Raw genomic sequence first — 26,712 nt, 5'->3', positions numbered from 1 at the left:
ACCCCCTCAGGCTTCCACTTCGACGGTCTCGTCTTCGATGCCAAGTTCCTGCTTCAACCAGTCGTATCCCTTGGCCTCGAGCTCCTCCGCGAGCTTCGCGTCACCCGACTTCACGATGCGGCCCTGCATCATCACGTGCACGACGTCCGGCACGATGTAATTCAGGAGCCGCTGATAGTGGGTGATGATCAGAAAACCGATGTTGTCGGAACGCAGCTGATTGACGCCGTTTGCCACGATTTTGAGCGCGTCGATGTCGAGGCCGGAGTCGATCTCGTCCAAAATCGCGATGCGCGGCTCCAGCATGGCCATCTGCAAAATCTCGTTCCGCTTCTTTTCGCCGCCGGAAAAGCCCTCGTTCAAATACCGCTCCGCGAAGGACGGATCGATGCTCAGCTCCTTCATCTTCTGCACCAGGCGGCGATGAAACTGCAACACGGGAATTTCGTTCCCCTCGCCGCGGCGCGCGTTCAGCGCAGTGCGGATGAAGTTTGCGTTCGAAACGCCCGGCACCTCGGCCGGATACTGCATCGCCAAAAACAGCCCGGCCCGCGCCCGCTCATCCACCGACATTTCCAGCACGTTCTGGCCGTCGAGCCAGATCTCACCCTCGGTCACTTCATAATGCGGATGGCCCATGATAGCCGACGCCAGCGTCGACTTGCCCGTTCCGTTGGGCCCCATGATGGCGTGAATTTCACCGCCGCGAATATGCAGATCCACGCCTTTCAGAATCTCCTTGCCTTCCACCTGAACGTGGAGATTGCGAATCACAAAATCAGGTTTGCTCACACGAACCGACCTCTCTCTTCGCCTCTATCTGGGCAACGAATGTTGACTTCTCAAGTCATCTTTCAACTGCAAGCGTACCACAATGACAGCAAAAAGCAAGTCGACGCAGGGCCGCCTCAAACGGCATGCCCTGCGCATCTCCTGCGAGCCGTCAAAACAGGTATTTGAACACGAGCTTCGCCTCTTCGGACATCATCTCTTTGTCCCAGGGCGGATCGAAGGTCAACTCCACGTCGACCTGTTCGACCCCTTCCAGTTCCGACAGCTTCTCGATGATCTGCTCCTTGATGTCGTCAAACAGCGGGCATCCCATCGTCGTCAGGGTGACGGTGACCTTGATGCGCTTGCCGCCATCCTGAATGTCGATGCCGTAGACCATACCCAAGTTGACGATGTCGATCTGGATCTCGGGGTCGAGCACGTCCATCAAAAGTGTGCGCACCTGTTCTTCGGTGACCACGCCCACACCCCCTTCACTTCATTTTACAGCAAACTGTCAACCGGCGTATAGGGCAGGCCGAGGGCATCCGCCACCGCCTGGTAGGTCACGCGCCCCCTGTACACGTTCACGCCGCGGGCCAGGGCCAGATCGTGCCGAAGCGCGTCCTCGCGCCCCTGAGCCAGCTTCAGCGCGTACGGCGCCGTAGCGTTGGTCAGCGCGAGTGTCGACGTGCGCGGCACCGCGCCCGGAATGTTCGCGACGGCGTAGTGCAATACCCCGTGTTTCTCAAACACTGGGTTGGAATGCGTCGTGATGCGGTCGATGGTCTCGATGGAACCTCCCTGGTCGATGGCGACATCCACCACCACCGCGCCGCGATTCATACCCTTCACCATGTCTTCCGTGACGATCTTCGGCGCGCGCGCGCCGGGGATAAGCACCGCGCCGATGAGCAGATCTGCGCCCTCGATGTGCTCCCGAAGATTGTACGGATTCGACATCATCGTCCGCACGCGGCCCTGGAACAGGTCGTCCAATTCCCGAAGCCGCTTTGGATTGTTGTCGAAGATGGTGACGTCCGCCCCCATGCCGACGGCGACGCGGGCCGCATTGGTCCCGACGATGCCGCCGCCGACCACAATCACGCGCGCGGGCGGCACGCCAGGCACGCCTCCGAGCAGCACCCCGCGCCCACCGTGCGCCTTCTCCAAAAAGTGTGCCCCAATCTGGATGGACATGCGCCCCGCCACCTCGGACATCGGGGTCAACAGCGGCAGCGAGCGATCCTCGAGCTGCACGGTCTCATACGCAATCGCGGTGACGCCGGACTCCATGAGCGCCTTTGTCAACTCCGGTTCCGGCGCGAGGTGGAGATAGGTAAATAAAATGAGCCCGGACCGGAAGTACGAATATTCAACCGGTTGGGGCTCTTTGACCTTCATCACCATATCCGCTGTTTTCCAAACCGTCTCTGCGTCCGGCACGATGGTTGCGCCTGCCGACGTGTAATCCTCGTCGCGAAAGCCGCTTCCCTCTCCCGCCCCCGCCTCAATCCGAACCTCGTGGCCCTGAGCCACCAGCGCGTGGGCCAAAGCCGGTGTGATGGCCACCCGGTTCTCGTTGTCCTTCAATTCTTTGGGTACGCCAATGATCACGTTGATCCCCCCAGCGAGCTTGGGGCAAGTCGCCCTCTTTGTTCCGCATCCAGTGTACTGAGCGCGTCCCAGAAACGCAATGGAAGGCGGACGGGCGAGAGATCAACGATTGGGACCCCTAGTCCTTGGGCACCAAAGGCGCATCCAAAACGACGACGTGACAGATGCGGCTGAAAAAGTCCGTCTCCTTCGCCGAGAGCACGCGAAACTCCACGCGCGCGCGCGCGCCCGGTCTCAACGTGGTCGGCCACGTGACGCCCGGCAGCTCAGGTGTCACGTGAAACAGGAAGCGAACCACCGAGGGGTTGAAGAAGGTGTCGGACGGCTGCTGTGAAAACCAGATCACGGCCCGCTCATTCGCGAGGTTGACAGCCCGCGACGACCGGTTCACAAGGGTGGCGTAGACGTCCGCGGATTGCCACGTGGGTCCGGATCCCCCAGGCACAGGGAGAACCTGGACATCTTCGACCTCGACGGGCGCCTCGCTCCAGACGAGATTCGCGGTGTCGGCCGAGGCGGATTGGCTGTAGAAAAACCGAAGATGGGGCGTTTCCGACAGGGCCTGCGAAGTCCCGGCGTGTGGACCTGAAGGGTGAAACCCCCACGTGATGGTCTGTCCCGGCTTCAAACCCTGAGCGGGCGCATTGACAAACGTGAGCCAGTTCTCTTCTCCTCCGCCTTTCGGCGTGAACCAAAGCACGCCCATCACATCCGGTTCGGCGATGGTTTGGCTCGAGGTGTTCCGCAGTTCTGCGAGCACGCACGAGTTGGCCGGCTCGCCCGGAAGGGTGCCCACGCGCACGTCCAGGACCTCGATGGGCGCATATTCGAGCCCGTATCCGCGCACGACACGTTGAACCGGTTGATGTTGCGCGTGTTTCGCCATCTCTTGGTCCGAGGCGGTATGCCAGGCCGCCTTTGGCACGGCCACGACGAGACACACGAATGCCACGGCCACCCCGGCAGCCCACAAGCCTGCCGCCGAGATCCAGCCACGTCTCCTGCGCGCCGCGGGAACGTACGCCGCTTCGCCTGAACGGGCGTACATGTCCCGAAGCACCTGCGCTTTCAATTCTTCCCGGAACGGAACGGGCTCGCGCTCCCGGTAGATACGGCGAAGCTTCGCGTCAAGCTCGCCATCTTCACGCCTGGTCACGGCCCATCCCCCCTTCTTCCGCAAGCGCCTGCTCAAGCATGATCCGGCCTCGGTGCAGGCGCGTTCTCACGGTCTGATCCCGAACCCCGAGGACCTCGGCGACTTCGCGCGTCGTAAGGTCGTTTCCGTAGTACAGTTCCATCACCTCGCGATACGTTTCCGGCAAGGTCCGGATGGCTCTCCACACCGCATCCCGGGCCAACTTGTTCGCAACCACGTCGGCCGGATCGGTCGGTTCAACCACGCGAGCGAAAGCTTCCCCGTCGTCCGCCAGCTCGCGGCGTTCCACGCCGGAACGCAAAACGTCCCGCGCGCGGTTGGCTGTGATGGACAAGAGCCACGTCTTGATGGACGAGTGCCCCTGAAATTCGCCATAGTGCTGCCACGCGCGCAGAAATACGTCCTGGGCGATATCTTCGGCTTTGTGAAAGTTGTGCACATACGAGTACGCCAGCCGGATCACGTCGCCGCCGTACAACTCCATCCATTCGGCGAGCAACTGGGCATCCCCAGCCGGCGTTTCCTTGCGACGAGCGTGCCTCATGCTTCTACCCCTTCAAACCTGGGTCCAGTATGTAGACGAAGGATCGCCCAAGCGTGTGACAGCGAGCGGCTTGCCTTCGCCGCAGCCGTGCATCCCGCCTGCGTTCATGGTACACTTGCGAACGACAATTGTCCGCCGCCGCGAGGGGGAGACTATGTATTCGGCTGTTCGATCGATTTTGTTCCGTCTATCCGCGGAGCGAGCGCACGAATGGACGCTCGCCCTACTTCGCAGCGTTCCCGTTGCGGCCAGTTGGTTCACGGGGCCGATTCAGGCGTCCGAGCGCCTGTCACAGACCATTCTCGGCCTTCACTTTCCGCATCCCGTCGGACTCGCGGCCGGCCTCGACAAAAACGGAGTCGCCATTCCCGCTTGGCACCGAGTGGGCTTTTCCTTCGTGGAAATTGGCACGGTGACCCCGAGACCTCAGCCGGGCAATCCCAAGCCTCGCCTGTTTCGCCTCATCGAGGACGAAGCCCTCATCAACCGGATGGGCTTTAACAACGAAGGGGCCATGGCCGTCGCCAAGCGCCTCGCTCGCGCGCGGCAGAAGCCGACACGGGTTGTCCTCGGCATCAATATTGGAAAAAACAAGGACACCCCGAACGCGCGCGCACACGAAGACTACCTGGCTGCCCTGGCGCACACGGCTCCGTTCGCCGACTACCTGACCATCAACATCAGTTCGCCCAACACGCCGGGACTGCGCGATCTCCAATCGGAAGCGTTCATTCTCGAATTGCTCCACGCCCTCGAACCCATCCGAAGCCAGTATCGCCTGCCCGTCTGGGTCAAGCTGGCCCCGGATCTGGCCGATGCGGAAATCGAGCGGATCGCGGGCGCGTTGGCAGAATCCCGGTTTCGGGAACACTTGGGTCTTATCTGCACCAACACGACGGTCCAGCGACCGAAGCTTTCGGGGAGATTTCAACACGAAGCGGGGGGCCTGAGCGGCCGGCCGTTGGCGGCGCGATCGACCGAAGTGGTGCGCATCGCGGCCCGAGCGTCCCGGCGGCAACTGCCCATCATCGGATCGGGCGGCGTGTTCACCGCGGAGGACGCATACGAAAAAATTCGAAATGGCGCGTCCCTCGTGCAGATCTACACGGCGCTCATTTACCGGGGGCCGGGTGTGGTGAAAGAAATCGTCCACGGCCTCGACGCGCTGCTTGCTCGCGACGGATTCGCCAGCATCAGACAAGCCGCAGGCGTGGATGTGGAGCGTTGAAGAAAGGGTGCGGGGAGGCGTGTCCCCGCACGGACTCTCAAATGCCGACGATGTGGTAACCGCCGTCCACGTGGATGACTTCGCCCGTGACGCCGCGGGCGAGATCGCTCAAGAGGAACGCGGTCACGTCGCCCACCTCTTCAGCAGTGACATTTCGCTTCAGCGGCGCGCGCTCTTCCACGGCATGGAGGACGTCATTGAAGCCGCGCACACCTTTGGCGGCCAAGGTGCGGATGGGGCCAGCCGAAATCGCGTTCACCCGGATGGCGTCCGCGCCGAGGTCTCGCGCGAGGTACCGCACCGAAGCTTCCAACGCGGCCTTCGCGACGCCCATCACGTTGTAGTTGGGAACCGCGCGCTCAGCGCCGAGGTAGCTCATCGTGACGATGCTGCCGCCCCGCTTCATCAGCGGGCGCACGGCGCGTGCCGCGGCCACGAGGCTGTAGGCACTGGTCTCCAGTGCGAGATCGAAGCCCTCGCGCGGCGTATCGACGAATTCTCCCTGAAGGTCTTCCACCCGCGCATGCGCGATGGAGTGAACGAGCCCGTCGACGGCTTCTGTCTCACGCGCGATCGCGGCGAAGGCCGCCTCGAGCGATGCTTCGTCCTGTACGTCGCATTGGACGACAAGCGGCTTCTCGTCCACAAACCCGTCTTCACACAGTTTTTGCAACTCGCGCCCGGCGCGATCGCTCCGATACGTGAAAATCACCTTGCCGCCCAACTTGCGAATGGATTCCGCCGCCGCCCAGGCGATGGAGCGGCGATTGGCGACGCCCATGACGACGATGGTCTTGCCTTGCAGAAGGTGCAACCTCATCTCCCTTTCCAGCATCGACATCTCCACTCATGTATACCATCCCAACGCGCGCTCCGTAAACCGGGCCGCCGCGAGGCGGCCGTGCGGCGGCACCGTGATCCTCAGATTTCCTGCTCATCTGGAATTGTGGACAGACATGCGGTACAATGGGAACGGATCATGAAAATTCGTAAGGAGGTTGAGCTGCGAATGCCACATCAACTCCCACCGCTCCCGTACGCGTATGACGCGCTGGAACCACACATCGACGCGGCGACCATGAATGTCCACTACAATGGCCACCATGCCGCGTATGTCAACAACCTCAACAAGGCGCTTGAGGGCCATCCGGATCTCGAATCCAAGACTGTGGAACAGCTCATCAGCAACCTGGACGCCGTGCCGGAGAACATCCGCACCGCGGTTCGCAACAACGGCGGCGGTCACGCCAACCACAGCCTGTTCTGGCCGCTTCTCTCACCGAACGGCGGCGGCGAGCCGACGGGCAAGCTGGCGGACGCCATTCGAGACACGTTCGGCAGCTTTGAGGCGTTCAAAGAGCAATTCACCCAGGTCGCGACGGCACGCTTCGGAAGCGGTTGGGCGTGGCTCGTCCTCGACAACGGCAAGCTGGCGCTCATGAGCACGGCGAACCAGGACAACCCGCTGATGGAGGGCAAGAAGCCCATCCTCGGCCTGGACGTCTGGGAGCACGCGTACTACCTCAAGTACCAAAATCGCCGTCCGGAATACATCAAAGCTTGGTGGAACGTCGTCAACTGGGATCAAGCCAACAAGAATTACGAGGCCGCGCTGAACGGCTGAGCCTCGTCGGTCGGAACCGCCCCTTTGGGGCGGTTTTTTTGATGTTCAGGCTCGAATGCGCATAGTTCGCTCATATATGGTATATCCTACCATATCGGACGAGCATTCGGGAGGAGGGCCGAGGAGGACCATGACACCGCTCACGCTGCTCAAGCACGCGCACGTGTACGCCCCGGACGATCTCGGCATCCGGGACATCCTCATCGCTGGACGCCAGATCTGCGCTGTGGAACCCGAACTGAGTCTCTCGGGCAACGTGAGGATGGACGTGATCGACCTGGACGGACGCCCCACCTTCCCCGGCCTCATCGACCAACATGTGCATATGGCGGGCGGAGGCGGCGAAGGGGGATTTCACTATCGCACGCCCGAAATTTCCCTGTCGCACATCACCGCCGCGGGCGTGACGACCGCCGTGGGCGTGCTGGGCACGGACGGCGTGACGAGAAGCACGCGGGAACTCCTCGCCAAAGCGTTCGCGCTCGACTTTGAAGGCATCACCACGTACATCTACAGCGGCGCGTACCAGGTTCCGACCCGCACCCTGACGGGCATGCCGAGGTCCGATCTCGTCCTCGTCGACAAAGTCGTCGGCGTCGGCGAAATTGCGATCGCCGATTCTCGCTCGAGTCACCCCGATGAGAAGGAAATTGCCGAACTCGTCTCCGAAGCCTACGTCGGCGGCCTGCTTTCGGGAAAAGCTGGTGTCGTCCACTTTCACATGGGTGACGAAGACGATCACCTCGATCTTCTGATCCGCGTCGCGAGGCGGACAGGCCTGCCCCGCTGGGTCTTTGTCCCGACCCATCTGAACCGAAACCCTGGGCTTCTTGAGGCCAGCATCGAATGGGGCAAGCGGTATGGCATGTGCGATGTCACGAGCGGCATTCGCCCCGACGATCACGACCATATCTCCGTCAAGCCGTCCCGGGCCATCGTCAAGCTCCTGGACGGCGGCGTGGAGCCGCATGTCATCACCATGAGTTCGGACTCGAATGGTTCGTCGCCCATTTTCGACGCCCGGGGGAAGCTTGTGGCCATGGGCATCGGCAGCATCTCCACGCTGTGGGAGGAGACGGTCGATCTCATCCAACAGGAGCAGCTTCCGATTTCGCTCGCGATCTCCTTCGTGACCGCAAACGTCGCCCGATTGCTGAAACTGCGGCACAAGGGGAGACTGAAAGCCGGGTGCGACGCGGACGTGCTCGTCTGCGATGACCAGTTTCGCATCGAACGCGTGTACGCCAAGGGGAGGCTCATGGTGGAAGACGGGAAACCCGTGGTGTTTGGCACGTTCGAGGACGCGAGCCGCGTGCCGGGATCGCCAGGTTCCAAACCGCAATCCTGGCACGCGGGCGAACACGGGCAGCGGGCCGCGATTGGCCCGGCGCCCGGCGACGAGGATGACTTTCCGGACCGGGACGAACGCCAGGAGCGCTCCCGCAGGCGCCACTACTGTTGCTGACCCGCAGGGCTCCCGAACCTCACACACCGAGTCGAATCAGATGCAGCACTTCTTCGCGCAGGCGCGCGTCCTCTTCGTACTTGCCGCGCGCGGCGATGGTCGTCGTGCGGCTGCCCGGCTTGCGAATGCCGCGCATGCTCATGCACAGGTGTTCCGCATCGACGACGACAAGAACCCCTTCGGCTTGCAGTGCATCCGCTAACGCGTCCGCGATTTCGTTCGTCATGCGCTCCTGCACCTGGGGCTTCTTCGCCACGACATCGACGAGCCGCGCGAGCTTGGACAGGCCCGTGACCACGTTCTGATGCGGAAGATAGGCCACATGCGCCGTCCCGAAAAAGGGGAGCAAGTGGTGCTCGCACATCGAGTAGAATGGGATGTCGCGCACGAGCACGACCTCGCCGTGTTCGACGTGAAATCGGGCGGACAGCTCCTCTTGCGGATCTCGATGGAGTCCTGAAAAAATTTCCTCGTACATCCTCGCCACTCGGGCCGGCGTGTCCACCAGCCCCTCCCGGTCAGGATTTTCGCCGATGGCTTCCAGGATCATGCGGACCGCTTGTTCGATCCGCGCGGTATCCATCGGCTTGTCCACGTGCAAAGACGAGCGCGCGCGCTCGGAGTCCACGCGAGATGTCGCCACACCTTTTCCTCCTCAAAGTCGCCGCCCGAAAAGCCCGCGGCCCGCCGTCAGGCGGGCGGGCAATCGACGCCGCTGTCGCGAAACTGGACGGTATTGTACAATCCGCCCCACGTCTTCACCTGACTGACGTAGGAGGCGGCTGGGCAGCCAGCGTAATACGCGATGTAGCCGCGGATGTTGGTGCCGTTCACCATAGGGCGATTGCCAGCGATGGGCGCGATGGCGATAAAACACGGCTGTTCGACCGTTTGCAGATCGTACGTCACGTACTGCCACTGGTTGACGTAGAAGGCCGGCTCAAGCCGCTTGGAGACGCTTCGCACGCCCGCGGCAAATCCCTGGATGAACGACTGAAACTCCGCCGCCGTCGACGCAGGATTATTGTATCCCTCCGGATCCAAAATCACAAAGTCCGGTTTGCGCGATCCGGGGTACGCCTCGATCTGCGACGCCGCGTAAGCGCCCGCCACATACCCCGCCTCATAGAACGTGGTGCCCGCCTGCGGCCAGCTCACAGTCCAAAAGGACAGCCACCACGCCGCTTGATTCGTCGCCGCGAACGCCTTGGCGATCTGCAGATCGGGCCGCGTGGCGAGGACCTGCGTGTACGGCGCCGCTTCGATGCCAAGACCTGCGGTCGTCGCGACTCCAGGCCAGCCCTGTTGAAAAGCCCGCAACACGTCCTGTTCCGTCGCGAACGCCGCGTACACGCCCACCGAAGGCGTGGTCACGGCCGGAGACGGATCGGCCGCTTGTGCCACGGAGACGCCCACGACATGGGGCGAGCTTCCCGTGACACAAACGCGTTGCGGCACTTCCTGCGCCGGAAACGAGTTGTAGCCGCGCGGAAACGCGCCATGCACCGCGTAATAGGACAGCATGACGGCGAGGGTGAGACTGTCGAGAGCCGTGTACCCCGCCGCGTTGACAAACGTGTTCGCCCGGGCCGCCTGGATCCCGTGTCCCGCCGGCTCGACGGTAAACGGCGTGTGTCCCGCGGGCATGGCCGCAGGATTGGGCCAGCCGCAGGGATTGTAGTAGAGCGAGTACAGCGCGGCGCCACCGACCGCGATGACCAGCGTGGATTCGTCCGCGCACTTGGCCCACGCGGTTTGGAAGTCGCCCGTACATTGGCTGTACGGAATCCCCGCGACGTCAGCTGCGGCGTAGCACTTGACGAGATCGCCCTGGGTCGCGGCGTACAGAAGCACATGATCGGGCTGTACGGTCACGTTCTCCTCTCCTCACGCACGACATGCGGCAAACACCCACTCGTTTTGCGCGAACGCCGCATGGAATGGAGTTGCGATGCTTCATTGTATGCCGACGCGCCCACCGGTTGCGGGCGCCGGCCGAGGAGATGATGGGCGTGATGGTGCTTCATCTCGGCGACTCCATCGCAAGCGGCGAATGCGCATCTGCGCCGAGTCGCGCCTACCCGCAGGTGGCGGCGCGCGCGCTGGCCAGCGATTGGCGTTCGCCGGTGGAGACATGTGTCATGGCGCGGCCTGGGTGGACAAGTGCGGACCTCGCGTCCGCCGTGACCGTCAACCGCATGGCCATCGCTGGCGCCGACGCGGCGGCCGTCCTCGTCGGCGGGGACGACCTGATCCAAGCGGCCCTCGCTTCGCTCGCGGAGGGCCACCTCAGCCGCCATCTGAGGCGCGCCTATCGGCAATACGGGCGCGATCTCGCCGTCATCGTGTCGATATGCCGCGGCTACGGTGTGCCGCTTATCGTTTGCACCCTGTACAATCCGTTTCCCCACTCGCCGCTTGCGGTGTCCGCCGTTCGCAGCCTGAACGAGGTGATGGCCCAAGTGGCGGCTCGATGCGGCGCCCACGTGGCTCCGGTGGACGCCTGGTTTGCGGGACGCGAGCCTCTCCTCATCGCCGGCTACCGGACGGGCCGCCTCGAGGACGCAATCGAATGCCCACGCGCTCCTGTCCATCCGAACGATCTCGGCCATCGCGTCATCGGCCTCGGACTGGCCGCGTACATCGCACCCCTTGCAGCGACGCGACATAGGCTAGGAAGCACGGCCGTTTTGCACAGTCGGAGGTGAGTCCCCGTTGTTCAGGCTGTCCCTGCTTTCCGGAACGCCCGACGACTTCGTGTTGGCGTCCAGCTTCGCCAACCAGTCGTTTCCGCAACCGCTGTCCAAGGAGGACGAGGCCAAATACTTTGAACTCTGGCGAAAATACCGAGACAAACGTGCGCACGACATCCTGGTCGAGCACAACCTCCGCCTGGTCGCTCACGTCGCCAACGTGTCGTCGACGCCGTCCCCCGCCGGTTGGCAAAGCCCGCTCACGAGGATGAGGACGATCTCGTCGCCCGAAGCGTCGATCTCGACACGCGACACCACGGCATCCAGCCACGCTCGCCTAAGCTCCACGCCTTCATGCGCCTCGAGTGCCGACCACAGGGACTGCGGCGCATCGAGTTCGCTCCGCCGCGCGCGGCACAGCTGACACGCCTCGGCGTGCCGCGCCCGGATGCGGTCCGCTTCCGCGGACATCGCGCGCAGGGCCGCGTCCCGCTCCAGATGCCCGCACAGGTACAGATCCAAGGCGCGATCGCGTCTGGCCACCGCCGCGCGGATCTCCCGGCGAACCCGCGCCATATCCTCCGCCAGCGAATCCGGTGCGCCCGCTGCGAGATGGCCCCACGTGCGCAACGCGCGGATGCGGCTCACCAGCTCGCGCCACACGGCGCGTTCGACGTCCTCTGCCGGCACGCGTCGGCACCGGTGCGGGCAAGGGTCGGCGCCATTTTCCGCGCCGGGTCGCCGAAACTTGCGCACCAAGCCGCCCGCCGTCCGACATGCCTCGTGCCGCCACGCCCGTTGACAATGGGTGCACACGAGCTTTCCGGACAGGAACGTGCTCGCCGAGATCGAGCCGCCCCGCGGGCGCGCCTCCTTGCGCAGCGCGACCGAACGCGCCAAGTCGGGATCGACCACGGGCGGTACCGGCACCGCAATCCATTCGCCGGGATCGCGCACGGCGACCACCTGTCGGCCCCGGCCGCGTAAGACGCCTTTCGCGCCCCGCCGATCCCGCTTTCGGGTGCGCCGCCGGTTGTACAGCCACGTGCCCTGGTAGATGGAATTATCCAGAATCCGCGCCACGGTGCTGTGGTGCCAGCGCGCCGACTGGCGCGTCTTCGTCGGAACGCCCATCGCGTCGAGCCTTGCCGCGATCGCGCGCAGGCTCATTCGCTCGATGCCATACCATCGATAGATGAGCCGGACGATCTCGGCCTCTTCCGGGACCACGACATACTGGCCGTTCTCATACCGGTAACCGTACGGATCGACGCCGGAGGGCATGACCTTGCCGCCGCGAACCGCCTTGAGCTTGCCCGCGAGCGTCCGCCGGCGGATCTGGCGCAGTTCGTATTCGGCGATGCTTGAGATGATGTGAAAGAGCAACACCGCTTCGTCCGATTCGTCCCAATGGGGCACATCGACAAAGTGGAGCTTCACCCCGCACGACGACAGCTCCCGCACGACGATGGCCTTGTCGGCCACGTTGCGCGACAGGCGATCCGGGTGTTTCACGACGACGCGATCGACAAGTCCGCGCCGGACGTCGTCCAGAAGGCGCAGCAACTCGGGACGATCCATGTCCTCGCCCGATCCGCCCGCGTCCTCGTACACCCGGATGTCCTCTGGCGCCACGCCAAGCGACAGCGCGTATTGGACGCACGCCTCTCGTTGCACGTCGAGTCCATGTCCGGTCTGAGCCTGGTGTTCCGTCGACACGCGCGTGTACACGGCGGTCCACATCACGCGCCATCCTCCGGCACGCGATGGACCTCGCCCGGCTCCCGCGTGGCTCCGGAAAGCGCCATTTGCGTCTGCCACCACAGGCGCGCGAGCCGGGCGAGATGAGGTGCGCACGCCTCGCCTTCGGGTGAACGCCACAAAACGCGAACAGGCCGTTGCACGAAGAACACCCCCATTCGCATGTATGCACATGCGGGGATGTCCTACGACAACGGCCTATCGGATGGAAGGGCTTCAGCGCTGGGACGGGTCCCGCTTCACCTGAGGCTCGGAGCCATGGAGCTTCTTTCGCTCCCATCTGCGGAACGCGACGACGAGGGCCACGAGGATGGCGACGAGGATGGCCGCGAGCCAGAGGTGATGCTTCAGGAACGGCCAGTAGCGGCTCACTTCCTCGCCGATGTACTTGCCGGCGATGATGAAGGCCCCCGACCACACGACGGCGGCGATGGTGTTCACGGTGAAGAACTTCGCGGGATTCATGCGATTGATTCCAGCCAGATAGGGCACAATGATGCGCACGCCCGCGATGAACTTGGCGATGAAGATGACCGCGAGCTCATAGCGCTGGAACCGGTCGTTGATGGTGTCGAGCTTCTTGTCCGTGATCCCGATGTACTTGCCGAAGTAGAGCACCACCGGGCGGCCCAGAAACCAGCCGATGAAAAACGCCACCGCCGAGCCGACGAGATTGCCCAGGCACCCCATCAGCCAGAGGGGAACGAGGTGGAACACGCCTTTGGACCATTCGATCCCGGCGAGTGTCAGCGTCGTCTCCGCCGGAAACGGAAAACCGATGGCCTCGACGAAGATGATGAAAAACACGCCCGCATAGCCGTAGTGCTGAAGGATCTCCTGAAAATGCACGCACTCGCCTCCACGATGGCCCAACCGCGGCGATGTCGACGACACGAAGAAGTTTGATACGTCCGGGATCGATCAGGACGACCTGATTTCCATCGGCACGGTCGGTTTAATCAAAGCTGTGGACACGTACCAACCGTCCAAAGGGACCAAATTCGCGACCTATGCCGCGCGATGCATCCAAAACGAGATCCTGATGCAACTTCGCGCCCAGCGCAAATCGCGCAAGGACGTATCCTTGTACAGTCCGATTGGGACGGATAAGGAAGGGAACGAGATCACCATCAGCGACATCCTGTTCTCGGAGAGCGACTCCACCGAGGACGAGGTGTCGCGCCGCATGGAACTGAACACGATGCGGCAACTGCTCGACGTCCTCGACGAGCGGGAGCGCAGGGTCATTGAGCTCCGGTTCGGCCTCGCCGACGGGCGCGAGTGGACCCAGAACGAGGTGGCCGACTCGCTCGACATCTCTCGATCCTACGTGTCCAGGCTGGAGAAACGCGCGCTGCTGAAGATGTTTCACCAGTCGCACGTCGCCAAGGAGCGCAAACAGGCGTTCCGCAACGCTCGTCTCCAGCCGTAAGGACGCCTCTTGCGGCCGTCCGGTTCACGGATTTTGGCCGGACGGCCATGTCCCGAGCGTCACGCGCACGTGCAGGGTCTTGCCGCCGCGCAGCACGGTCAACGTCACCATCTGTCCCGGCTCATCCTGGTTGATGTACTGCGTCAACTGCTCGATGCTGGTCACGCTCTTTCCGTCGATCCCGACGATGATATCCCCGTCGCCTTTCATCGCCGCGTACGGATTGGCGGACTGACTCAGGCTGTCGAGCTTCGCGGCGTTCGAATCGCCGCGCAGTCCGGCTTTTGCGGCGGGCCCCCCCTTCGTGACCTCCGTCACGTAGACGCCCGAGGAGACCGGCAGGTTCAGCGCCTGCTGCATCAGGCTGTCGATATCCATGCCCTCAATGCCAAGCCAGGCGTGCGCAACCGGCTTTCCGGCCAACAGCGACGGCTCCAATTGAAGGAAACGGTCGATCGGGATGGCGAATCCGATGCCAATGGACCCTTCGATGGGACTCTCGATGAGCGTGTTAATGCCGACCACCTGCCCGGCCGCGTTCAGCAACGGCCCACCGGAATTCCCCGGATTGAGCGGCGCGTCCGTCTGGATCATGCCGTTCATCACGTGTCCGTTCGACTCAGACATGGAGCGGTTCAGGCCACTCACAATGCCCGAGCTCACACTGGAAGTCAACTCAAAGGGATTGCCGATGGCGATCACCAGACTGCCGGGCTGAAGGGATTTCACGGACCCAAGCGGCAGCGGCTGCAGCGACTTGGGGGCGGGAATGCGCACGATGGCGAGATCGTCCAGTTGATCGGCGTCGATCACGCGGCCCACGAACTGGCGATTGTCGCCGGACACCTGGACCGTCGTGGCCGAGCCCACCACGTGCGCGTTGGTCAACAGGTCGCCGTTGTGATCGATGAGAAACGCGGTGCCGATATCCTCTTCGGCGTCGCTCGACGTCGGCTTACCGCCGGAAACCGCCGTGATGGTGAAGATGCTGTTCTTCACCCGATTGTAAATCTCAGTTACGATGGTCGTGTCCTCGACGCCAGGGATGGGCGTGAGCGACCCGGATGTGCTCGTGGTGTTGCCCGTCTGAGGAGGAACGTACTCCACGGTCGTCTGCGAACTACCGCGCGTGAGCGCCGCGCCCGTCCAGATGCCGAGGATGTAGCAAATGGCGAGGAGCGCGGTGCCGCCCGCGAGCCACAAGCCCCACCGCCTGTTCTCGCTCGGCCAGTCCTCGTAGTCCCAACGTCGACGCCGCATGCACATCTCCTCCTTGGCAGGCCTTCTCGCTACTCCATTCTAACCATCCTCCGCCCGCCCCACAAACCGAATGTTCAAACGCCCTCGTCCACGGCGGATTGGAGAGACGCGAGAATCGAGGCGAGCCGCTCCCGTTCCGACGGATCCACGGGTTCATCCAGATCGGCGGCCAGGGCGGCCAGCCTGGCGGCGAGATCGCCGTAGAAACGCCGCAAGGATTCGGCCAGCGCCGCCTGCGCCTCGGCGGCCAGTCGACCGCCCGCGTCGTCCAGCTTCGCCTTCACCTGCTCCATCACGGCCGGCATGGCCGCGTCCATCATCTCCGCCTGTCCGCCTTCCTCGAAAAACTGTTTCGCGGATCGGAAGTGCCGGAAGTGGGGCGCGAGAACGCCCGCGTCGAAGGCGACCGCCTCGTCCGCAGCCGAGAGTCGGAGCACCACGTCGGGATCGCGAACCGGGACCGCCTGAACGGGCCAGCCGTCCGCCAATCTCGCCGCTTCCTGGGCCGCGGCCTTGGCGGCCAGTTGCTCCGCCCGCAGCGCGAACGTCCGGAGCTCGATCTCGACACGCCGGCCGAGCGCATCCGCGAACTCGCGCGCTGCCTCGCGGAGCTTGTCCTGCGGGTTTCCGAGGCGGAAACGGCCGGGATGAAAGGCTTCCCGGAACATGTCGCGGTAGGCGAAGCGCACCCGCTCCCCCGCGTGGAACAAAAGTTCCTGCAGCTCCTTGGCGAGAGGAGACACGGCGCGCGCCTCCACGGAGGACGACGCGTCTTCGACCAGCAGGCGGGCGCGATCGATCTCGGCTCGCTGTTTCTCCCGCGCCGCTTCGTCGGACGTGATGGCCAGTGTCACCTTCTCGATGGCGGCTTCAAGGTCGCGCATCAGGGCTTGGCGCGTGCGCGCGACGAGGTCCGCGGCGAGGCGATCCGCCTCGCGCGTGCAGAAATCGGCGAGGTCCGCTTCGAGCGCGGCGAGCCCGGCGCGCCGCTCGAGGTCGGAAACGGCGTCGGCGGTGGGCTCGAAATCGCCCTGACCCAGGCGGGCCCGCGCGATTTCGAGCGCCGCCTCATCGCCGGGATCAGCCGCAAGCAGGCGCGCCGCCAGCGCGAGCTGCGCGGACACCGGATACACCCTCGGTTGGCGCACGCCGAGTTTGCGCTCGTCCTGCCGCACGCGCTCGAGCACGGCCTGGAGTTCCTCTTCGCTTTCGGCGAGATCGACGGCGTTCACGACCGAAAACAGCTTGTTGGTCCCGGCGACGTCCTGCACACCGGACAATTGGATGAGAAACTCCCGATCCGCCTGACTGAAGGCGTGCGTGTAATACATCACGAAGATGATGGCGTCCGCCTCGCGCATGTAATGAAACGCCACGTTCGTGTGGCGGCGATGAATGGAGTCGACGCCGGGGGTATCCACGAAGATGTAGCCGTGCCGGCCGAGCGGCGAATCGGCCCACACGTCCACCTGGCTGACGTAGGCCGCGCGCTTTTCGTCCGCCGAAAAGCCGCGCAACTCCTCGATGGACGTTTCCCACTGCTCGCCGAGGTGAGGACTCATGTCCGGATAGCCCTCCGCGAGCGCCTTCAGGAAGCGGATGTGACGCCTCAGGTGAATGGGAAATTTGGCAGGCACGAGGCCCGATGCCGCTCGAATGGCATCTTCAAGATGGGACGCCGAAACGCCGAGCACGTCCAGCAGAGCCCGCACGTCCTGCCACAGTTCGTCGCGCGACTTGGCCGTGATCCGAATCGACGTCTCGCGTCCCCGCGGGGGATGGACGCTCGTGATGGCCGCCGTGGTGGGTTGCGGCGACACCGCGAGGAGCGAGCGCCCGATGAGTGCGTTCAACAGGGACGATTTTCCGGCCGAAAACGCGCCGAAGACGGCGATGGTCGTCGCCCTTTGCTCCAGGCGCTCGAGGGCCCGGTCGAGCAGCCGCAAGTCGACGCCCTCGATGCCTTGCACGAGCGATCGCATCTCACGCAGGCGCACAAGCGCGCGTTCCCGTTCACTCACCGCTCGGCACCTCCCCTTGTGTCACGGCCGCAAGCGCGCTCTCGAACCGTTCGCCGCACTCGACGTAGCTCCGCAACACGTGACACCACCTTTCCGCGCGATCCCGCTCGGCCGCACCATCCTGCTCTTCCATGCGAAGCCGCTCCTCGACAGCCGCGGCAAGCTCCTCCACCACCCCTTGCACCTGCGCCCGCATTTCCCGGCGGACGCGGTCCTGCACGTCCCGCACGAACTGATGGCCGTATTCCGCGGAGACGAGCGATCCCGGCTTCACGCAAGCCTGGACGAACGCCTCGTCCACGCGCACGCCAAGTCCCTGGCACCGTTGAATCAAACGCTCTTCCGCTGCAGCGTGAAGGCCGATTTCACGAATCTGTTGCGCCATCTCGGCGGAGAGCGGCCGCACGAGGAAGTTCTCGACTTTCTGGGCGAGATCGGCCACAAACGCCTTCAGCCGCGCCTCGCGCTCCGCCTCGGTCTTCTTCGCCGAACGAAAGACGCCGACTTTGAAATCGGCGCGCAGGCTGTCGATGTACCTTCGCCCCTTTTCCGCGGTCTCGTAGGGTGCGATTTGAGCGAGATCGACCGTCCTGAGCCAGCCGTCCTTCCGTGTTTCGACGAGCGCCTTTTGCGCTTCGCGCCGCTCCATTTCTTCCTGAGCAAACGCGTCCGCGCGGCGCCTCGCGTCCCAGAGCCATTCGCGGGCCTCGTCGAGCGACTGAGGCGCCCGCCCGCCGAGCTCCTCGACCGCCTTCGCCCGCCGCGCCAGTTCCGATTCGTAGCAGGCGCTCACACCCTCGCGGGCGACCTCGATTAATCGGCGAATCATCGGCTCGCCGTCCGTTCCGAGCGCGCCTTCCGCCTTGGCGACGAGATATGCGCGAAGCTCGTCCAGTTGGCTGTGCGCCGATGGGCGCACCGACGTGAAGAACACGCAGGACTCCTCCACGCCGTAATCGGCGGCGAGCTGCCGCACGCTGTCCGCAAACGCCGCAAACGGAAGCTCCGCTTCGAGGTGTTTGTCGACCTGATGCACGATGAGCAGAAGCGGTTTTTCGCTGGCGGCGAACATCTGAAGCAACTCGAGGTTGGCATCCGCTTCGACGTGCTGATAGTCGGTGACCACGGCGACGAGATCGGCCTGGTACAGCGCATTCATCGTGGCCTCCCGGTGCCGCTCGTCCGTGGAGTCGATGCCGGGCGTATCGAGCAGCCGCAGCGTGCCGCCTTCCACCTCGACTTCGACCGCCTCGACCTCGGCGGTCGTGGGATTGGCTCCGGTCCTGAGGCTCTGGCCCGCCAGGGCTCCCACGAGGCTCGACTTGCCCGCGGAAAACAGGCCACAAAATGCGGCCGTATAGGTCGTCAATCCCTCGCTGTCGGCGAGAATGCCGCGGATTCGATCCGCGTATAGAGACGCGCCTTCTGCCTCGAGCCAGTCGGCCACCTGCATGAACCGCTGGGCGAAGCGGGGCGCGGTCGTACTCACACTCGACATCGCGGTTCTCCTCTCTCGCTCGTGTTCTCCAACCATGATACGTGAAATCCGCCGCATCTGCACGAACGCCAGGGCGTGCCGCGCGCACGAGGTAGATGCCGCGATCACGCGGAACGCGCGCGGAATAGGATCGGGATAACCGCAGGAGGTGAGCGACGTGAAACTCGATTCCTTCATCAAGTTCGGCGGGTTGGCGTTCGACATCGCGCAGGACGAGAAGGTGCGCACGTTCTTCACGATGCTGCATCATGGCATGAAACGGCGGGGACTCATTCAGCCCATGACGCCTCCTGTGCCCCATGCGCCGCTTCATCCGTACCATCCTGCGCACTGGCCGGTTCACCATCACGCCATCCCGTTCTCGCCGCACGCGGCGGCCGCCTCGCAAACCCCGTCGCTTCCACAGACTCCGACCCCAGCGCCACAGGGTGGTGCGAGCGTAAAATCGGAGTCTTCGGGTACGATAGGAAGCGGAGGAGGCGCCGGATGGTTCCAACAGCTTTTGGAGCTGTTCGACCGCAGGTGAGCGCCCCCGGAACGGAGGATGACGGATGCCCCGCGGCTCCAAACTCAGCCACAGCCAGTTTCTTTACCGGCTGTTTCGCCGCGTCATGCCGCTCGTGCGCGCCGAGCTCGCCGGATGGCGCGCGCGAGCGCAGGCCATCCCGGACGCTCTCCTGCGCGAACAGGCGCTCGCGAGCCTGCGAGACAAGCAGTTCCACGCCGACGGCGGCTCCGTGTATGCGGCGGCTTGCCCCGAGCACATGCACAACCTGGTCCAGGCCATTGTATCGCTGCAGACCATCAGCGACTATCTCGACAACCTGTGCGATCGCGCGGGCGTCACCGATCCCACGGCGTTTCGCGTCCTTCATCAAAGTCTCCAGGACGCCGTCCATCCGGGCACAGCGCCGTCGGACTACTACCGTCACTACGCGCACCGCGAAGACGGCGGCTATCTCGCATCCCTCGTCGAGACCTGTCAAAAAGCCCTGGCGCAACTCCCGCACTACGGAGCGGTCGAAGCCCAGGTCGACTGGTACGCTCGCCGGTACAGCGAACTCCAGGAACACAAACACGCGCCCGTCGAAGAGCGCGAACGGCGACTTCTGAACTGGTCCCGCCAACACCTGGCCGCCTACCCCGGCGTCACCTGGCACGAATGGGCGGCCGCGGCCGGATCGACGCTTGGCATGTTCGCGCTGTTTCTGGCCGCGACCGAAACCGTCTCCCCGGCGGACGTCCAAAGGCTCCATCGGCAATACTTCCCGTACATCTGCGGCCTGCACATTTTGCTCGATTACTGGATCGACGCCGAGGAGGACGAAGCGCATGGCGACTTCAACTTCGTCGCCTGTTACCGCGATCCGGCCACAGCCTGGGAACGCATCGAGCAGTTTGCCGCCGAGGGCGTGGAGCGGTGCGCCGACATCCCGGGAGGCATCATTCACCGGTACGTCGTCCACGGGCTGATGGGAATGTACCTGTCCGACCCGAAGACGCGAACCGCGGCCCACCTGGCCGCGTCGCGCAGGCGGATCTACCGCTTCGGCGTCACGCCGGTCCTGTTTTACTACGCGACACACCTCTATCGCCGCCTGGCGTAGCCGCTAACGCGCGCGGCGCACCACCGCGCGGACGGTCTCCATCGGGCCCGGCACCGGAGCGGCCGGCTTTTCGACGGCGATCTCGACCGCGCTCACCAGGGGAAAGTTGGACAGCACCTCACGGGCAATGCGCTCCGCCAGCGCCTCGATCAGCCGCACAGGCTCGCCCTCGACAGCGGCGCGCACGACCTCGTACACGGCGGCGTAATTGACGGCCTGGTCGAGATCGTCCGACTCCGCGGCGCGGCGGAAGTCGCCGTACATGTGCACGTCCACGGTGAAACGCTGGCCGAGCCTGCGTTCCTCGGGATAGACCCCGTGATACGCGTAAAAGACCAGGCCCAAGAGACTCAATTGATCGGGACATGCGCCCCCCCACGAAGAGATCACGGTGTCGCACCTCCCGTATCCCGGCCCGCCTGTTCGAGCAGCCAGGCGATCTCGGCGCCCAAAAGCAGGATGATGAGCGCGATGTACATCCAGAAGATGAGCAGAATCACCACGGTCAGCCCGCCGTACACCGCGTGATACGTCACGGCGTGCGCCGCGTACACCACGAACAGCAGCCGGGCGAGATCGAGAAGGACGGTGGCGGCGAGCGCCCCCATGATGGTGCAGTTGACGTTCACGCGCCGCGACGGGAGGTATCGGTACACGACGAAACAGGTGACGAACAGCGACAGCGGGTAGAGCATACGCGTGACGCCCGAAAAGCGGGTGAACGCCGTCGTCAGCCACGTCCCAGCCGGAATGTGGCGCATCACCCATGGGTAGAGCGCCATGGCGAGCGCGGATACCACCGCCAGGATGATGAGCGCGACGAGACAGAGGGCCGCGATGGCGCGCCGCGCCAGAAACGAGCGCGGCACGTCCACCTCGAAGATGCGATCCAGCGCCTGCTGGATTGCGATCAGTGCGCTTGTCGCGGACCACGCGAGCGAAATGAAGCTCACCACGCCGGCGCGAGCGCCGATGTCGCTCAGCTTGTTGAGGCCGTTCTCCAGCATCTGGTTCGCGTTTTGCAGATCGGGATAGTACGGCTTGAGGGCGCTCTGCACCAATTCCACGATGATCCGATGCGGCACCACGAGGCTCGCTCCGTACATCACCAGAATGAGGAGCGGAAGAAGCGAGAACATGGCATAGAACGCGATCTGAGCCGCGAGCGACGTGATATCGTGCGTCAGGCAATTGGCCCCGAGCTTGCGCGCAAACGTCTGCGCCTGTTGGATCCGGGATCGCACAACGTCACTCCCTTATGCGGCGGTCTAGCGACAGGCCCACATCGGCCGCGAGCCTCGACCACGAACGCGGCACAGGGGCACACACGTCCGCCTCCAGCCCGGCATACGGGTGCCAAAATCGCAACGCTGCGGCGTGCAGCGCGATTTGCCCTGGCTCGAGCGCCGGGTGATCGCGGCCTCCGTACAGGCCGTCGCCGACCACGGGCGCCCCCATGGCGGACAGGTGCACCCGAATCTGATGCCGCCGTCCCGTCTCCAAGCGAAGCCGAACCAGCGTCCACCGCTCTCCGCCCCGATTCGCCTCGTCCAAGACTTCCACATGCGTACGCGCCGTCTTGCCGGTCCGCGACACGCGGTATCGGCCCGCCACGTGTCGATCGCGTCCGATGGGCGCCGAGATGGTTCCGGGCCGAATCCGGCTGCCTGACACAATCGCCAGATACGTGCGCTTGATCCGCCCGGCTGCGAGCGCCGCATCCAACGCGCGAAGCGCGACCCCGTGCTTGGCATACAGGACACAACCCGTGGTGCCGCGATCGAGCCGGTGAACATGATACGCCCGCCCCGCACCCGCCTCGTTCAGCAGGCGCTGCACGCACCCATCGAGTGTCGGCGCGCCGCTTCCGTCGCTGTGGACGAGGAGGTTGGCAGGCTTATCCACCACCGCGAGGCTGGGATCCTCGTACAGGACGCGAAGGGCCGGCAGCGTCTCGGGCGCCATCTCAACGGGCCGCAGATCCTCGTCGATCCACACCGTCACCGGCCCGTCCCAGACCTCGATGCCGCTCGGGGTTTGTCCCTGCACGCGGATGGCGCCCTGGCGAAGCAGGCGCCGGACGTACCCGGGCGGAAGTTGAAGCGCCTCGGAGAGCCAGTCCGCGCAGGGCATGGGCCGAGGTGGCCTGGGAAGAGCGATGGAAACGCCGCGAGGGCTCACCCGCACATCCATCAACCGCGCCATCACTCCATCCATTGTATCCCATGTGCACACGGTATAAAAAAACCGCCCTGACAGGGCGGCGCCCACGCGGGCCACGGCGCGGTCTCAGACGGCTTCCACGTATTCCACATCGGGAGCGACCTTCTTGACCGCGCGCTCAATCCCCATCTTCAACGTCATGACGCTCGCCGGGCAACCCACACAGGCCCCCTGGAGCGACACATAGACGGTCTTCGACAAGTCGTCGTACGACACAAATTCCACATCGCCGCCATCCTGCTGGATGGCTTCGCGAATGGACTCAATCGCCTCGCGAATGCGCGCTTCTGTGGAGGTCACGTCCTTCGTCATGATCCATCCCTCCAATACGCTTTTAGCATACGCGCACACGCGGCGGCGATGCAACCCACCCCGTCCGTTTCGGCCGACCTGGCGCCGGCCCGTCAGAACGGCATGTCGACGGGCGGCAGGGCCGCTCCAGGGGCAAGGATTTTCCAAAGCACCACGGTCCTCGGCTCCACGCGCGCCACCTCGCGAAAGCCCAACTGCCTGGCGAACGCCAGACTGCGGGGGTTCACCTCTTGGATGAACACCTCGAGCGTGTGCGCGCCCATGCGCTTCACGTCGGATTCCAGCTTTTCCATCGCCTTTCGTCCCAGGCCCATGCGCTGAAACTTCGAATCGATGACGAGGGCGCTCACATGAACCTTGCCTTCGGCGCTGGGAAGATACGAATAAAATCCGACGGGCCTCCGGTTTCGTTCGATCACGACCGTGGGCATGCCCGACGCAAGATACTGGCGCAATTCGCCTTCAGGGAACGGCTCACCGAAAGCTTGTTCATGGACACGCCCCAGTTCTCGGCGGGCGAGTTCCACAATCCACTCGTCGTCTTCCGGACGGCGGGCCCGATATTGAATCTCCTCCCCGCGAACGGGGCGCGCCGCGGCCTGGCTGGGACGCTCGGGCTTGGACGCCGCCCGGGCGCGAGGACGCTTTGGACCCGCGCGGCGGGAACGCTTTGGAGTTGGCATGGCGATGTCGACCTCCCTCGCAGATGTCGACATCACACTATGCAATTGCCCGCCCGGTTGCGCGGCGGCTCACTCCGGTTTGCGGCGCGCGAACGAGAAACGCCGGATGCCCTTGCTCCGAGGGGAAGTCTCGGCCTGCCGCTTCCGTTCCAGGTCCCGACGGCGCTTGTTGGTCACCTCGCCCACCACGTTGCCGATAAAATCTCCGGCGATATCCATGCGATACTTGCGATTGACCTCAATCTTGTCGTATTCCTCTTTGGTCGTGCGGAAGGTCACGTTGGCCGTGCGATGCACGTGCAGCCCTTTCATGGTTTGACCCAAGGTGACGCGCCCCACCACCTGATACGTGGTGAGCGGCACAAACCGCGCGATGCCCTGCTTGCCGCGCTCGCGGACGCGCCGCTTCGACAGGACAAACACCTCGAAACGCTGCTTGTGCGCCAGGAACTGCTCATCGAATTGCCGCTGGCGCTTGCGCGCCCAGAAGTAAAAGATGGTGTACGCCGCGATCAACGCTGCGAGCACGCTGAGGACAATGATCCAGTACATCAAAGCGGTATCCCCCTGTGATGGCGAGTCCAGCCGCGCAGATGCGCTCGTCTCATTGTACCACGACGGCGCCGTCTGTCCGTAATCCTTTCTTCGACACCCATTTCATGCCTATCGACGGATGGAACATCACCTGCACCTGCTCCTCCCCGGCTTTCTGCTCGATGGCGAGCACGATGCCCTGCCCGTGTTGAGGATGCACCACGCGATCCCCAGGGCGCAGTGCGGTCGGCTCCAGGGCCTCCGCGAGATCGACGCGCACGGCGAGATCGTCCCGAATTTCGGCGAGAAACCGAGACGGATCGCGAGCCACCGTCTGGCCGTAGAGCGTGCGCCAGGCGGCATGCGTGAGCACAAGCTTGTCCATCGCGCGCGTGAGGCCCACATAGCAGAGATTGCGCTCCTCTTCGATGCGAAGTGGATCGTCGATGGACCTCGCGTGGGGAAACAGGCCCTCCTCCATGCCGACGAGGAAGACGACGGGAAACTCAAGTCCCTTGCTCGCGTGCAGGGTCATGAGCCGGACGGAGCCTTTGCCGCGATCGCGCTCCTTGTCGATGTCAGACAGCAGGCTCACCTCCGCGAGGAACTCCGCCACGGTGCCTCCCCGCCGCTCGTCGAACGATCTCGTCACGCTGAACAGTTCGTCGATGTTCTCCACGCGGGCGAGATCCTCCTTCTTGCCCGATTCGAGGTACATCTCGCGATAACGCGTGGCGTGAAGCACCTCGGCGAGAAACTCGGAGACGGCCATGCCCTCCATCCAAAGCGCGAGCTCCTCGAGCGATGCGTGAAACTGGCGGGCGGCCTCGGCGGCCCGCTCCGCGAGCCCGGCCTCTTCTCCGTGCGCCAGCGCTTCGTACAAGCTCACGCCTTCGGCGTGCGCGAACTCGAGCAGCCTGTCCACCGCGGCCTCGCCGAGCCCCCGCTTCGGCCGATTGATGATGCGCAGCAGGGAGATCTCGTCCTGCGGGTTGACGATGACGCGCAGATAGGCCAGCACGTCCTTGACCTCGCGCCGATCGTAGAAGGTCATCCCTCCGACGACCGTGTAGGGGATGGCGCGCTCAAGCAATTTCTCCTCGATGGCGCGCGACTGCGCGTTTGCCCTGTACAGCACGGCGCAGTCTTCGTACCGCCCGCCGTTTCGCACGTGCTCCTCGATGGCCTCTGCCACATACGCCGCCTCCGCGCTGCCGTCGGGCAGCCGCACGATGAGCGGCTTGTCGCCATGCCCGCGCGTGGAGCGAAGTTCCTTCGGCCGACGCCTGGAATTGTGGGCGATCACGCTGTTGGCCGCATCCAGGATCTCCTTCGTCGACCTGTAGTTCCGCGTGAGCAGCACGACCTTCGCGTCGGGAAAATCGCGCTCAAACCGCAGCATGTGTTCGCTGTCCGCGCCGCGCCACGCGTAAATGGCCTGATCCGCGTCGCCGACGGCGCACAGGTTGCGGTGCTTCTCGCACAGAAGCCGGAGCAAGCGAAACTGGATGCCGTTCGTATCCTGATACTCGTCCACGAGGACATGGCGGAACTTGTCCTGATATCGCTCGCGGACATCCGCGTGCGCCTCGAACAATCGGACCGTGTGGCCGATGAGGTCGTCGAAGTCCATGGCGTTCGCGGCAAACAGCCGCTTGTCGTACATCTCCATCACCCGATCCGCGATGAGATCGGACGGATTCGACTCGTTCACGACGCGCTCGGCACCTTCGTTTTTCCATTGGGAGATGCGATGTTTGATGGAGCGCGCGTCGTGCGCCTTCAGGTCGTAGCCGAGATCGAGCAAGCACTGCTGGACGAGCGCCTCCTGATCCTCGGAGTCGAGAATGGTGAAGTTCGGCTGGTAGCCTATCCGATCCGCCTCTCGCCGCAGGATGCGGACGCAGATGCTGTGAAAGGTGCCCATCCACAGATCGTCCGCGCGGTGGCCGATGAGATCCCGAATTCGCGTCTTCATCTCGCGCGCGGCCTTGTTGGTGAACGTGATGGCCAGGATCTCATGCACCCCGACGCCCGCGTGCGCGATGAGGTACGCGATGCGCCGTGTGAGAACGCTCGTCTTTCCGCTTCCCGCTCCGGCCACCACCAGGAGCGGCCCGGCTGTGGTGGTGACGGCGTCTCGCTGTTCCGGATTGAGTCCGCGGAGAATGTCGGTCACATCAAGCACAACTGCCGTCCCTCCAACATCCTGGCGTCAGCAAGATCAGAGACTACCACGTCGCGGAGCATCTCGAAAGCCTCGCCGAGGTGTGCGATCCCGTC

27 protein-coding genes and 1 pseudogene are annotated in these 26,712 nt (G+C 64.0%); 7 read left to right on the top strand and 21 right to left on the bottom strand.

Going from position 1 to position 26,712, the window contains the following annotated elements; genetic code table 11:
* Positions 1-6 precede the first annotated feature (6 nt).
* The 5 genes from sufC to J3481_RS03015 form a co-directional block, all read right to left on the bottom strand.
* On the bottom strand, positions 7-792 hold the full coding sequence (sufC, locus tag J3481_RS03035; protein ID WP_206831440.1) for a Fe-S cluster assembly ATPase SufC: 786 nt from the start codon (positions 790-792) through the stop codon (positions 7-9).
* 151 nt (positions 793-943) lie between these two features.
* Positions 944-1,252: a metal-sulfur cluster assembly factor gene (locus J3481_RS03030; protein ID WP_206831439.1), complete on the bottom strand. Its 309-nt coding sequence runs from the start codon at positions 1,250-1,252 to the stop codon at positions 944-946.
* A gap of 23 nt (positions 1,253-1,275) precedes the next feature.
* Positions 1,276-2,388 carry an alanine dehydrogenase gene (ald, locus tag J3481_RS03025; protein ID WP_206831438.1) on the bottom strand — a complete coding sequence of 371 codons (1,113 nt, stop codon included), beginning with the start codon at positions 2,386-2,388 and terminating at the stop codon, positions 1,276-1,278.
* 118 nt (positions 2,389-2,506) lie between these two features.
* The gene (locus J3481_RS03020) at positions 2,507-3,544 is read right to left on the bottom strand and encodes a hypothetical protein (protein ID WP_206831437.1); all 1,038 of its coding nucleotides are present in this window, start codon (positions 3,542-3,544) and stop codon (positions 2,507-2,509) included.
* Positions 3,531-4,088, bottom strand: coding sequence for a sigma-70 family RNA polymerase sigma factor (locus J3481_RS03015; protein ID WP_206831436.1), 558 nt, complete (start codon positions 4,086-4,088; stop codon positions 3,531-3,533). The genes J3481_RS03020 and J3481_RS03015 overlap by 14 nt, the downstream gene beginning before the upstream one ends.
* A gap of 154 nt (positions 4,089-4,242) precedes the next feature.
* On the opposite strand from J3481_RS03015, the gene J3481_RS03010 reads away from it, so the two are divergent.
* Positions 4,243-5,316, top strand: coding sequence for a quinone-dependent dihydroorotate dehydrogenase (locus J3481_RS03010; RefSeq protein WP_206831435.1), 1,074 nt, complete (start codon positions 4,243-4,245; stop codon positions 5,314-5,316).
* A 37-nt stretch (positions 5,317-5,353) separates the two neighbouring features.
* On the opposite strand, the gene fabI is transcribed toward J3481_RS03010, so the two are convergent.
* Positions 5,354-6,151 (bottom strand): enoyl-ACP reductase FabI, encoded by a 798-nt coding sequence (fabI, locus tag J3481_RS03005; RefSeq protein ID WP_328702069.1) that lies wholly within the window; start codon positions 6,149-6,151, stop codon positions 5,354-5,356.
* Between the two features lie 174 nt (positions 6,152-6,325).
* Between fabI and J3481_RS03000 the strand changes: the two genes are divergently transcribed.
* Positions 6,326-6,940, top strand: a complete 615-nt coding sequence (locus tag J3481_RS03000; RefSeq protein ID WP_008339448.1) for a superoxide dismutase — start codon at positions 6,326-6,328, stop codon at positions 6,938-6,940.
* 130 nt (positions 6,941-7,070) lie between these two features.
* Positions 7,071-8,405, top strand: coding sequence for a beta-aspartyl-peptidase (gene iadA / locus J3481_RS02995; RefSeq protein WP_206831434.1), 1,335 nt, complete (start codon positions 7,071-7,073; stop codon positions 8,403-8,405).
* Positions 8,406-8,424: 19 nt separating this feature from the next.
* Here iadA and folE read toward each other — a convergent pair whose 3' ends face one another.
* Entirely contained in the window at positions 8,425-8,988 is a 564-nt protein-coding gene (folE, locus tag J3481_RS02990; RefSeq protein WP_236011081.1) for a GTP cyclohydrolase I FolE, read from the bottom strand.
* A gap of 107 nt (positions 8,989-9,095) precedes the next feature.
* Positions 9,096-10,280, bottom strand: a complete 1,185-nt coding sequence (locus J3481_RS02985) for a hypothetical protein (RefSeq protein WP_206831432.1) — start codon at positions 10,278-10,280, stop codon at positions 9,096-9,098.
* Between the two features lie 140 nt (positions 10,281-10,420).
* On the opposite strand from J3481_RS02985, the gene J3481_RS02980 reads away from it, so the two are divergent.
* Positions 10,421-11,113 carry an SGNH/GDSL hydrolase family protein gene (locus J3481_RS02980; RefSeq protein ID WP_236011079.1) on the top strand — a complete coding sequence of 231 codons (693 nt, stop codon included), beginning with the start codon at positions 10,421-10,423 and terminating at the stop codon, positions 11,111-11,113.
* Positions 11,114-11,305: 192 nt separating this feature from the next.
* On the opposite strand, the gene J3481_RS02975 is transcribed toward J3481_RS02980, so the two are convergent.
* The 3 genes from J3481_RS02975 to J3481_RS02965 all read right to left on the bottom strand — a co-directional run bounded on the left by J3481_RS02975 (position 11,306) and on the right by J3481_RS02965 (position 13,708).
* Positions 11,306-12,841, bottom strand: coding sequence for a recombinase family protein (locus tag J3481_RS02975; protein WP_206831430.1), 1,536 nt, complete (start codon positions 12,839-12,841; stop codon positions 11,306-11,308).
* Entirely contained in the window at positions 12,841-13,002 is a 162-nt protein-coding gene (locus J3481_RS02970) for a hypothetical protein (protein WP_206831429.1), read from the bottom strand. Before J3481_RS02970 ends, J3481_RS02975 begins: the two co-directional genes overlap by 1 nt.
* Positions 13,003-13,075: 73 nt before the next feature.
* Positions 13,076-13,708 carry a DedA family protein gene (locus tag J3481_RS02965; protein ID WP_206831427.1) on the bottom strand — a complete coding sequence of 211 codons (633 nt, stop codon included), beginning with the start codon at positions 13,706-13,708 and terminating at the stop codon, positions 13,076-13,078.
* Positions 13,709-13,769: 61 nt separating this feature from the next.
* Between J3481_RS02965 and J3481_RS02960 the strand changes: the two are divergent.
* Positions 13,770-14,291 (top strand): annotated as a pseudogene (locus J3481_RS02960) (sigma-70 family RNA polymerase sigma factor); the annotation flags it as partial.
* 24 nt (positions 14,292-14,315) lie between these two features.
* Here J3481_RS02960 and J3481_RS02955 read toward each other — a convergent pair.
* The 3 genes from J3481_RS02955 to J3481_RS02945 form a co-directional block, all read right to left on the bottom strand.
* Positions 14,316-15,551, bottom strand: a complete 1,236-nt coding sequence (locus tag J3481_RS02955; RefSeq protein ID WP_206831426.1) for a S1C family serine protease — start codon at positions 15,549-15,551, stop codon at positions 14,316-14,318.
* A 74-nt stretch (positions 15,552-15,625) separates the two neighbouring features.
* Entirely contained in the window at positions 15,626-17,572 is a 1,947-nt protein-coding gene (locus J3481_RS02950) for a dynamin family protein (RefSeq protein ID WP_206831425.1), read from the bottom strand.
* Positions 17,565-19,070: a dynamin family protein gene (locus tag J3481_RS02945; RefSeq protein WP_206831424.1), complete on the bottom strand. Its 1,506-nt coding sequence runs from the start codon at positions 19,068-19,070 to the stop codon at positions 17,565-17,567. The genes J3481_RS02950 and J3481_RS02945 overlap by 8 nt, the downstream gene beginning before the upstream one ends.
* Positions 19,071-19,227: 157 nt before the next feature.
* Here J3481_RS02945 and J3481_RS02940 point away from each other — a divergent pair, with 157 nt between their 5' ends.
* Positions 19,228-19,596, top strand: coding sequence for a hypothetical protein (locus J3481_RS02940; RefSeq protein WP_328702068.1), 369 nt, complete (start codon positions 19,228-19,230; stop codon positions 19,594-19,596).
* A gap of 25 nt (positions 19,597-19,621) precedes the next feature.
* Positions 19,622-20,677, top strand: coding sequence for a tetraprenyl-beta-curcumene synthase family protein (locus J3481_RS02935; protein ID WP_206831422.1), 1,056 nt, complete (start codon positions 19,622-19,624; stop codon positions 20,675-20,677).
* Between the two features lie 3 nt (positions 20,678-20,680).
* Here J3481_RS02935 and folB read toward each other — a convergent pair whose 3' ends face one another.
* The 7 genes from folB to J3481_RS14920 all read right to left on the bottom strand — a co-directional run bounded on the left by folB (position 20,681) and on the right by J3481_RS14920 (position 26,617).
* Positions 20,681-21,067, bottom strand: coding sequence for a dihydroneopterin aldolase (folB, locus tag J3481_RS02930; protein ID WP_206831421.1), 387 nt, complete (start codon positions 21,065-21,067; stop codon positions 20,681-20,683).
* A complete protein-coding gene (locus J3481_RS02925; protein WP_206831420.1) occupies positions 21,064-21,921 on the bottom strand; it encodes a YihY/virulence factor BrkB family protein in 858 nt (285 codons plus the stop codon). The genes folB and J3481_RS02925 overlap by 4 nt, the downstream gene beginning before the upstream one ends.
* 4 nt (positions 21,922-21,925) lie before the next feature.
* Positions 21,926-22,882 carry an RluA family pseudouridine synthase gene (locus J3481_RS02920; RefSeq protein WP_236011052.1) on the bottom strand — a complete coding sequence of 319 codons (957 nt, stop codon included), beginning with the start codon at positions 22,880-22,882 and terminating at the stop codon, positions 21,926-21,928.
* An 84-nt stretch (positions 22,883-22,966) separates the two neighbouring features.
* A complete protein-coding gene (locus tag J3481_RS02915; protein WP_206831419.1) occupies positions 22,967-23,212 on the bottom strand; it encodes a NifU family protein in 246 nt (81 codons plus the stop codon).
* 92 nt (positions 23,213-23,304) lie between these two features.
* Positions 23,305-23,895, bottom strand: coding sequence for a GNAT family N-acetyltransferase (locus tag J3481_RS02910; protein ID WP_206831417.1), 591 nt, complete (start codon positions 23,893-23,895; stop codon positions 23,305-23,307).
* Positions 23,896-23,964: 69 nt separating this feature from the next.
* Positions 23,965-24,447, bottom strand: coding sequence for a hypothetical protein (locus J3481_RS02905; RefSeq protein WP_206831451.1), 483 nt, complete (start codon positions 24,445-24,447; stop codon positions 23,965-23,967).
* Between the two features lie 52 nt (positions 24,448-24,499).
* Positions 24,500-26,617 (bottom strand): ATP-dependent helicase, encoded by a 2,118-nt coding sequence (locus J3481_RS14920; protein WP_206831416.1) that lies wholly within the window; start codon positions 26,615-26,617, stop codon positions 24,500-24,502.
* Positions 26,618-26,712 lie beyond the last annotated feature (95 nt).

This window comes from Alicyclobacillus fructus, from assembly GCF_017329605.1.
In the GTDB taxonomy this organism is placed as follows: domain Bacteria; phylum Bacillota; class Bacilli; order Alicyclobacillales; family Alicyclobacillaceae; genus Alicyclobacillus; species Alicyclobacillus fructus.
This window is presented reverse-complemented; position numbering and strand designations above follow the sequence as displayed.

Coding starts and splice junctions, on each gene's coding strand:
- J3481_RS03015 (WP_206831436.1), bottom strand. CDS start 4,088: ATGAGGCACGCTCGTCGCAAGGAAACGCCGGCTGGGGATGCCCAGTTG.
- J3481_RS03010 (WP_206831435.1), top strand. CDS start 4,243: ATGTATTCGGCTGTTCGATCGATTTTGTTCCGTCTATCCGCGGAGCGA.
- fabI (WP_328702069.1), bottom strand. CDS start 6,151: ATGCTGGAAAGGGAGATGAGGTTGCACCTTCTGCAAGGCAAGACCATC.
- J3481_RS03000 (WP_008339448.1), top strand. CDS start 6,326: ATGCCACATCAACTCCCACCGCTCCCGTACGCGTATGACGCGCTGGAA.
- iadA (WP_206831434.1), top strand. CDS start 7,071: ATGACACCGCTCACGCTGCTCAAGCACGCGCACGTGTACGCCCCGGAC.
- folE (WP_236011081.1), bottom strand. CDS start 8,988: ATGGATACCGCGCGGATCGAACAAGCGGTCCGCATGATCCTGGAAGCC.
- J3481_RS02980 (WP_236011079.1), top strand. CDS start 10,421: ATGGTGCTTCATCTCGGCGACTCCATCGCAAGCGGCGAATGCGCATCT.
- J3481_RS02975 (WP_206831430.1), bottom strand. CDS start 12,841: ATGTGGACCGCCGTGTACACGCGCGTGTCGACGGAACACCAGGCTCAG.
- J3481_RS02955 (WP_206831426.1), bottom strand. CDS start 15,551: ATGCGGCGTCGACGTTGGGACTACGAGGACTGGCCGAGCGAGAACAGG.
- J3481_RS02945 (WP_206831424.1), bottom strand. CDS start 19,070: ATGTCGAGTGTGAGTACGACCGCGCCCCGCTTCGCCCAGCGGTTCATG.
- J3481_RS02935 (WP_206831422.1), top strand. CDS start 19,622: ATGCCCCGCGGCTCCAAACTCAGCCACAGCCAGTTTCTTTACCGGCTG.
- J3481_RS02920 (WP_236011052.1), bottom strand. CDS start 22,882: ATGGCGCGGTTGATGGATGTGCGGGTGAGCCCTCGCGGCGTTTCCATC.
- J3481_RS02915 (WP_206831419.1), bottom strand. CDS start 23,212: ATGACGAAGGACGTGACCTCCACAGAAGCGCGCATTCGCGAGGCGATT.
- J3481_RS02910 (WP_206831417.1), bottom strand. CDS start 23,895: ATGCCAACTCCAAAGCGTTCCCGCCGCGCGGGTCCAAAGCGTCCTCGC.
- J3481_RS02905 (WP_206831451.1), bottom strand. CDS start 24,447: ATGTACTGGATCATTGTCCTCAGCGTGCTCGCAGCGTTGATCGCGGCG.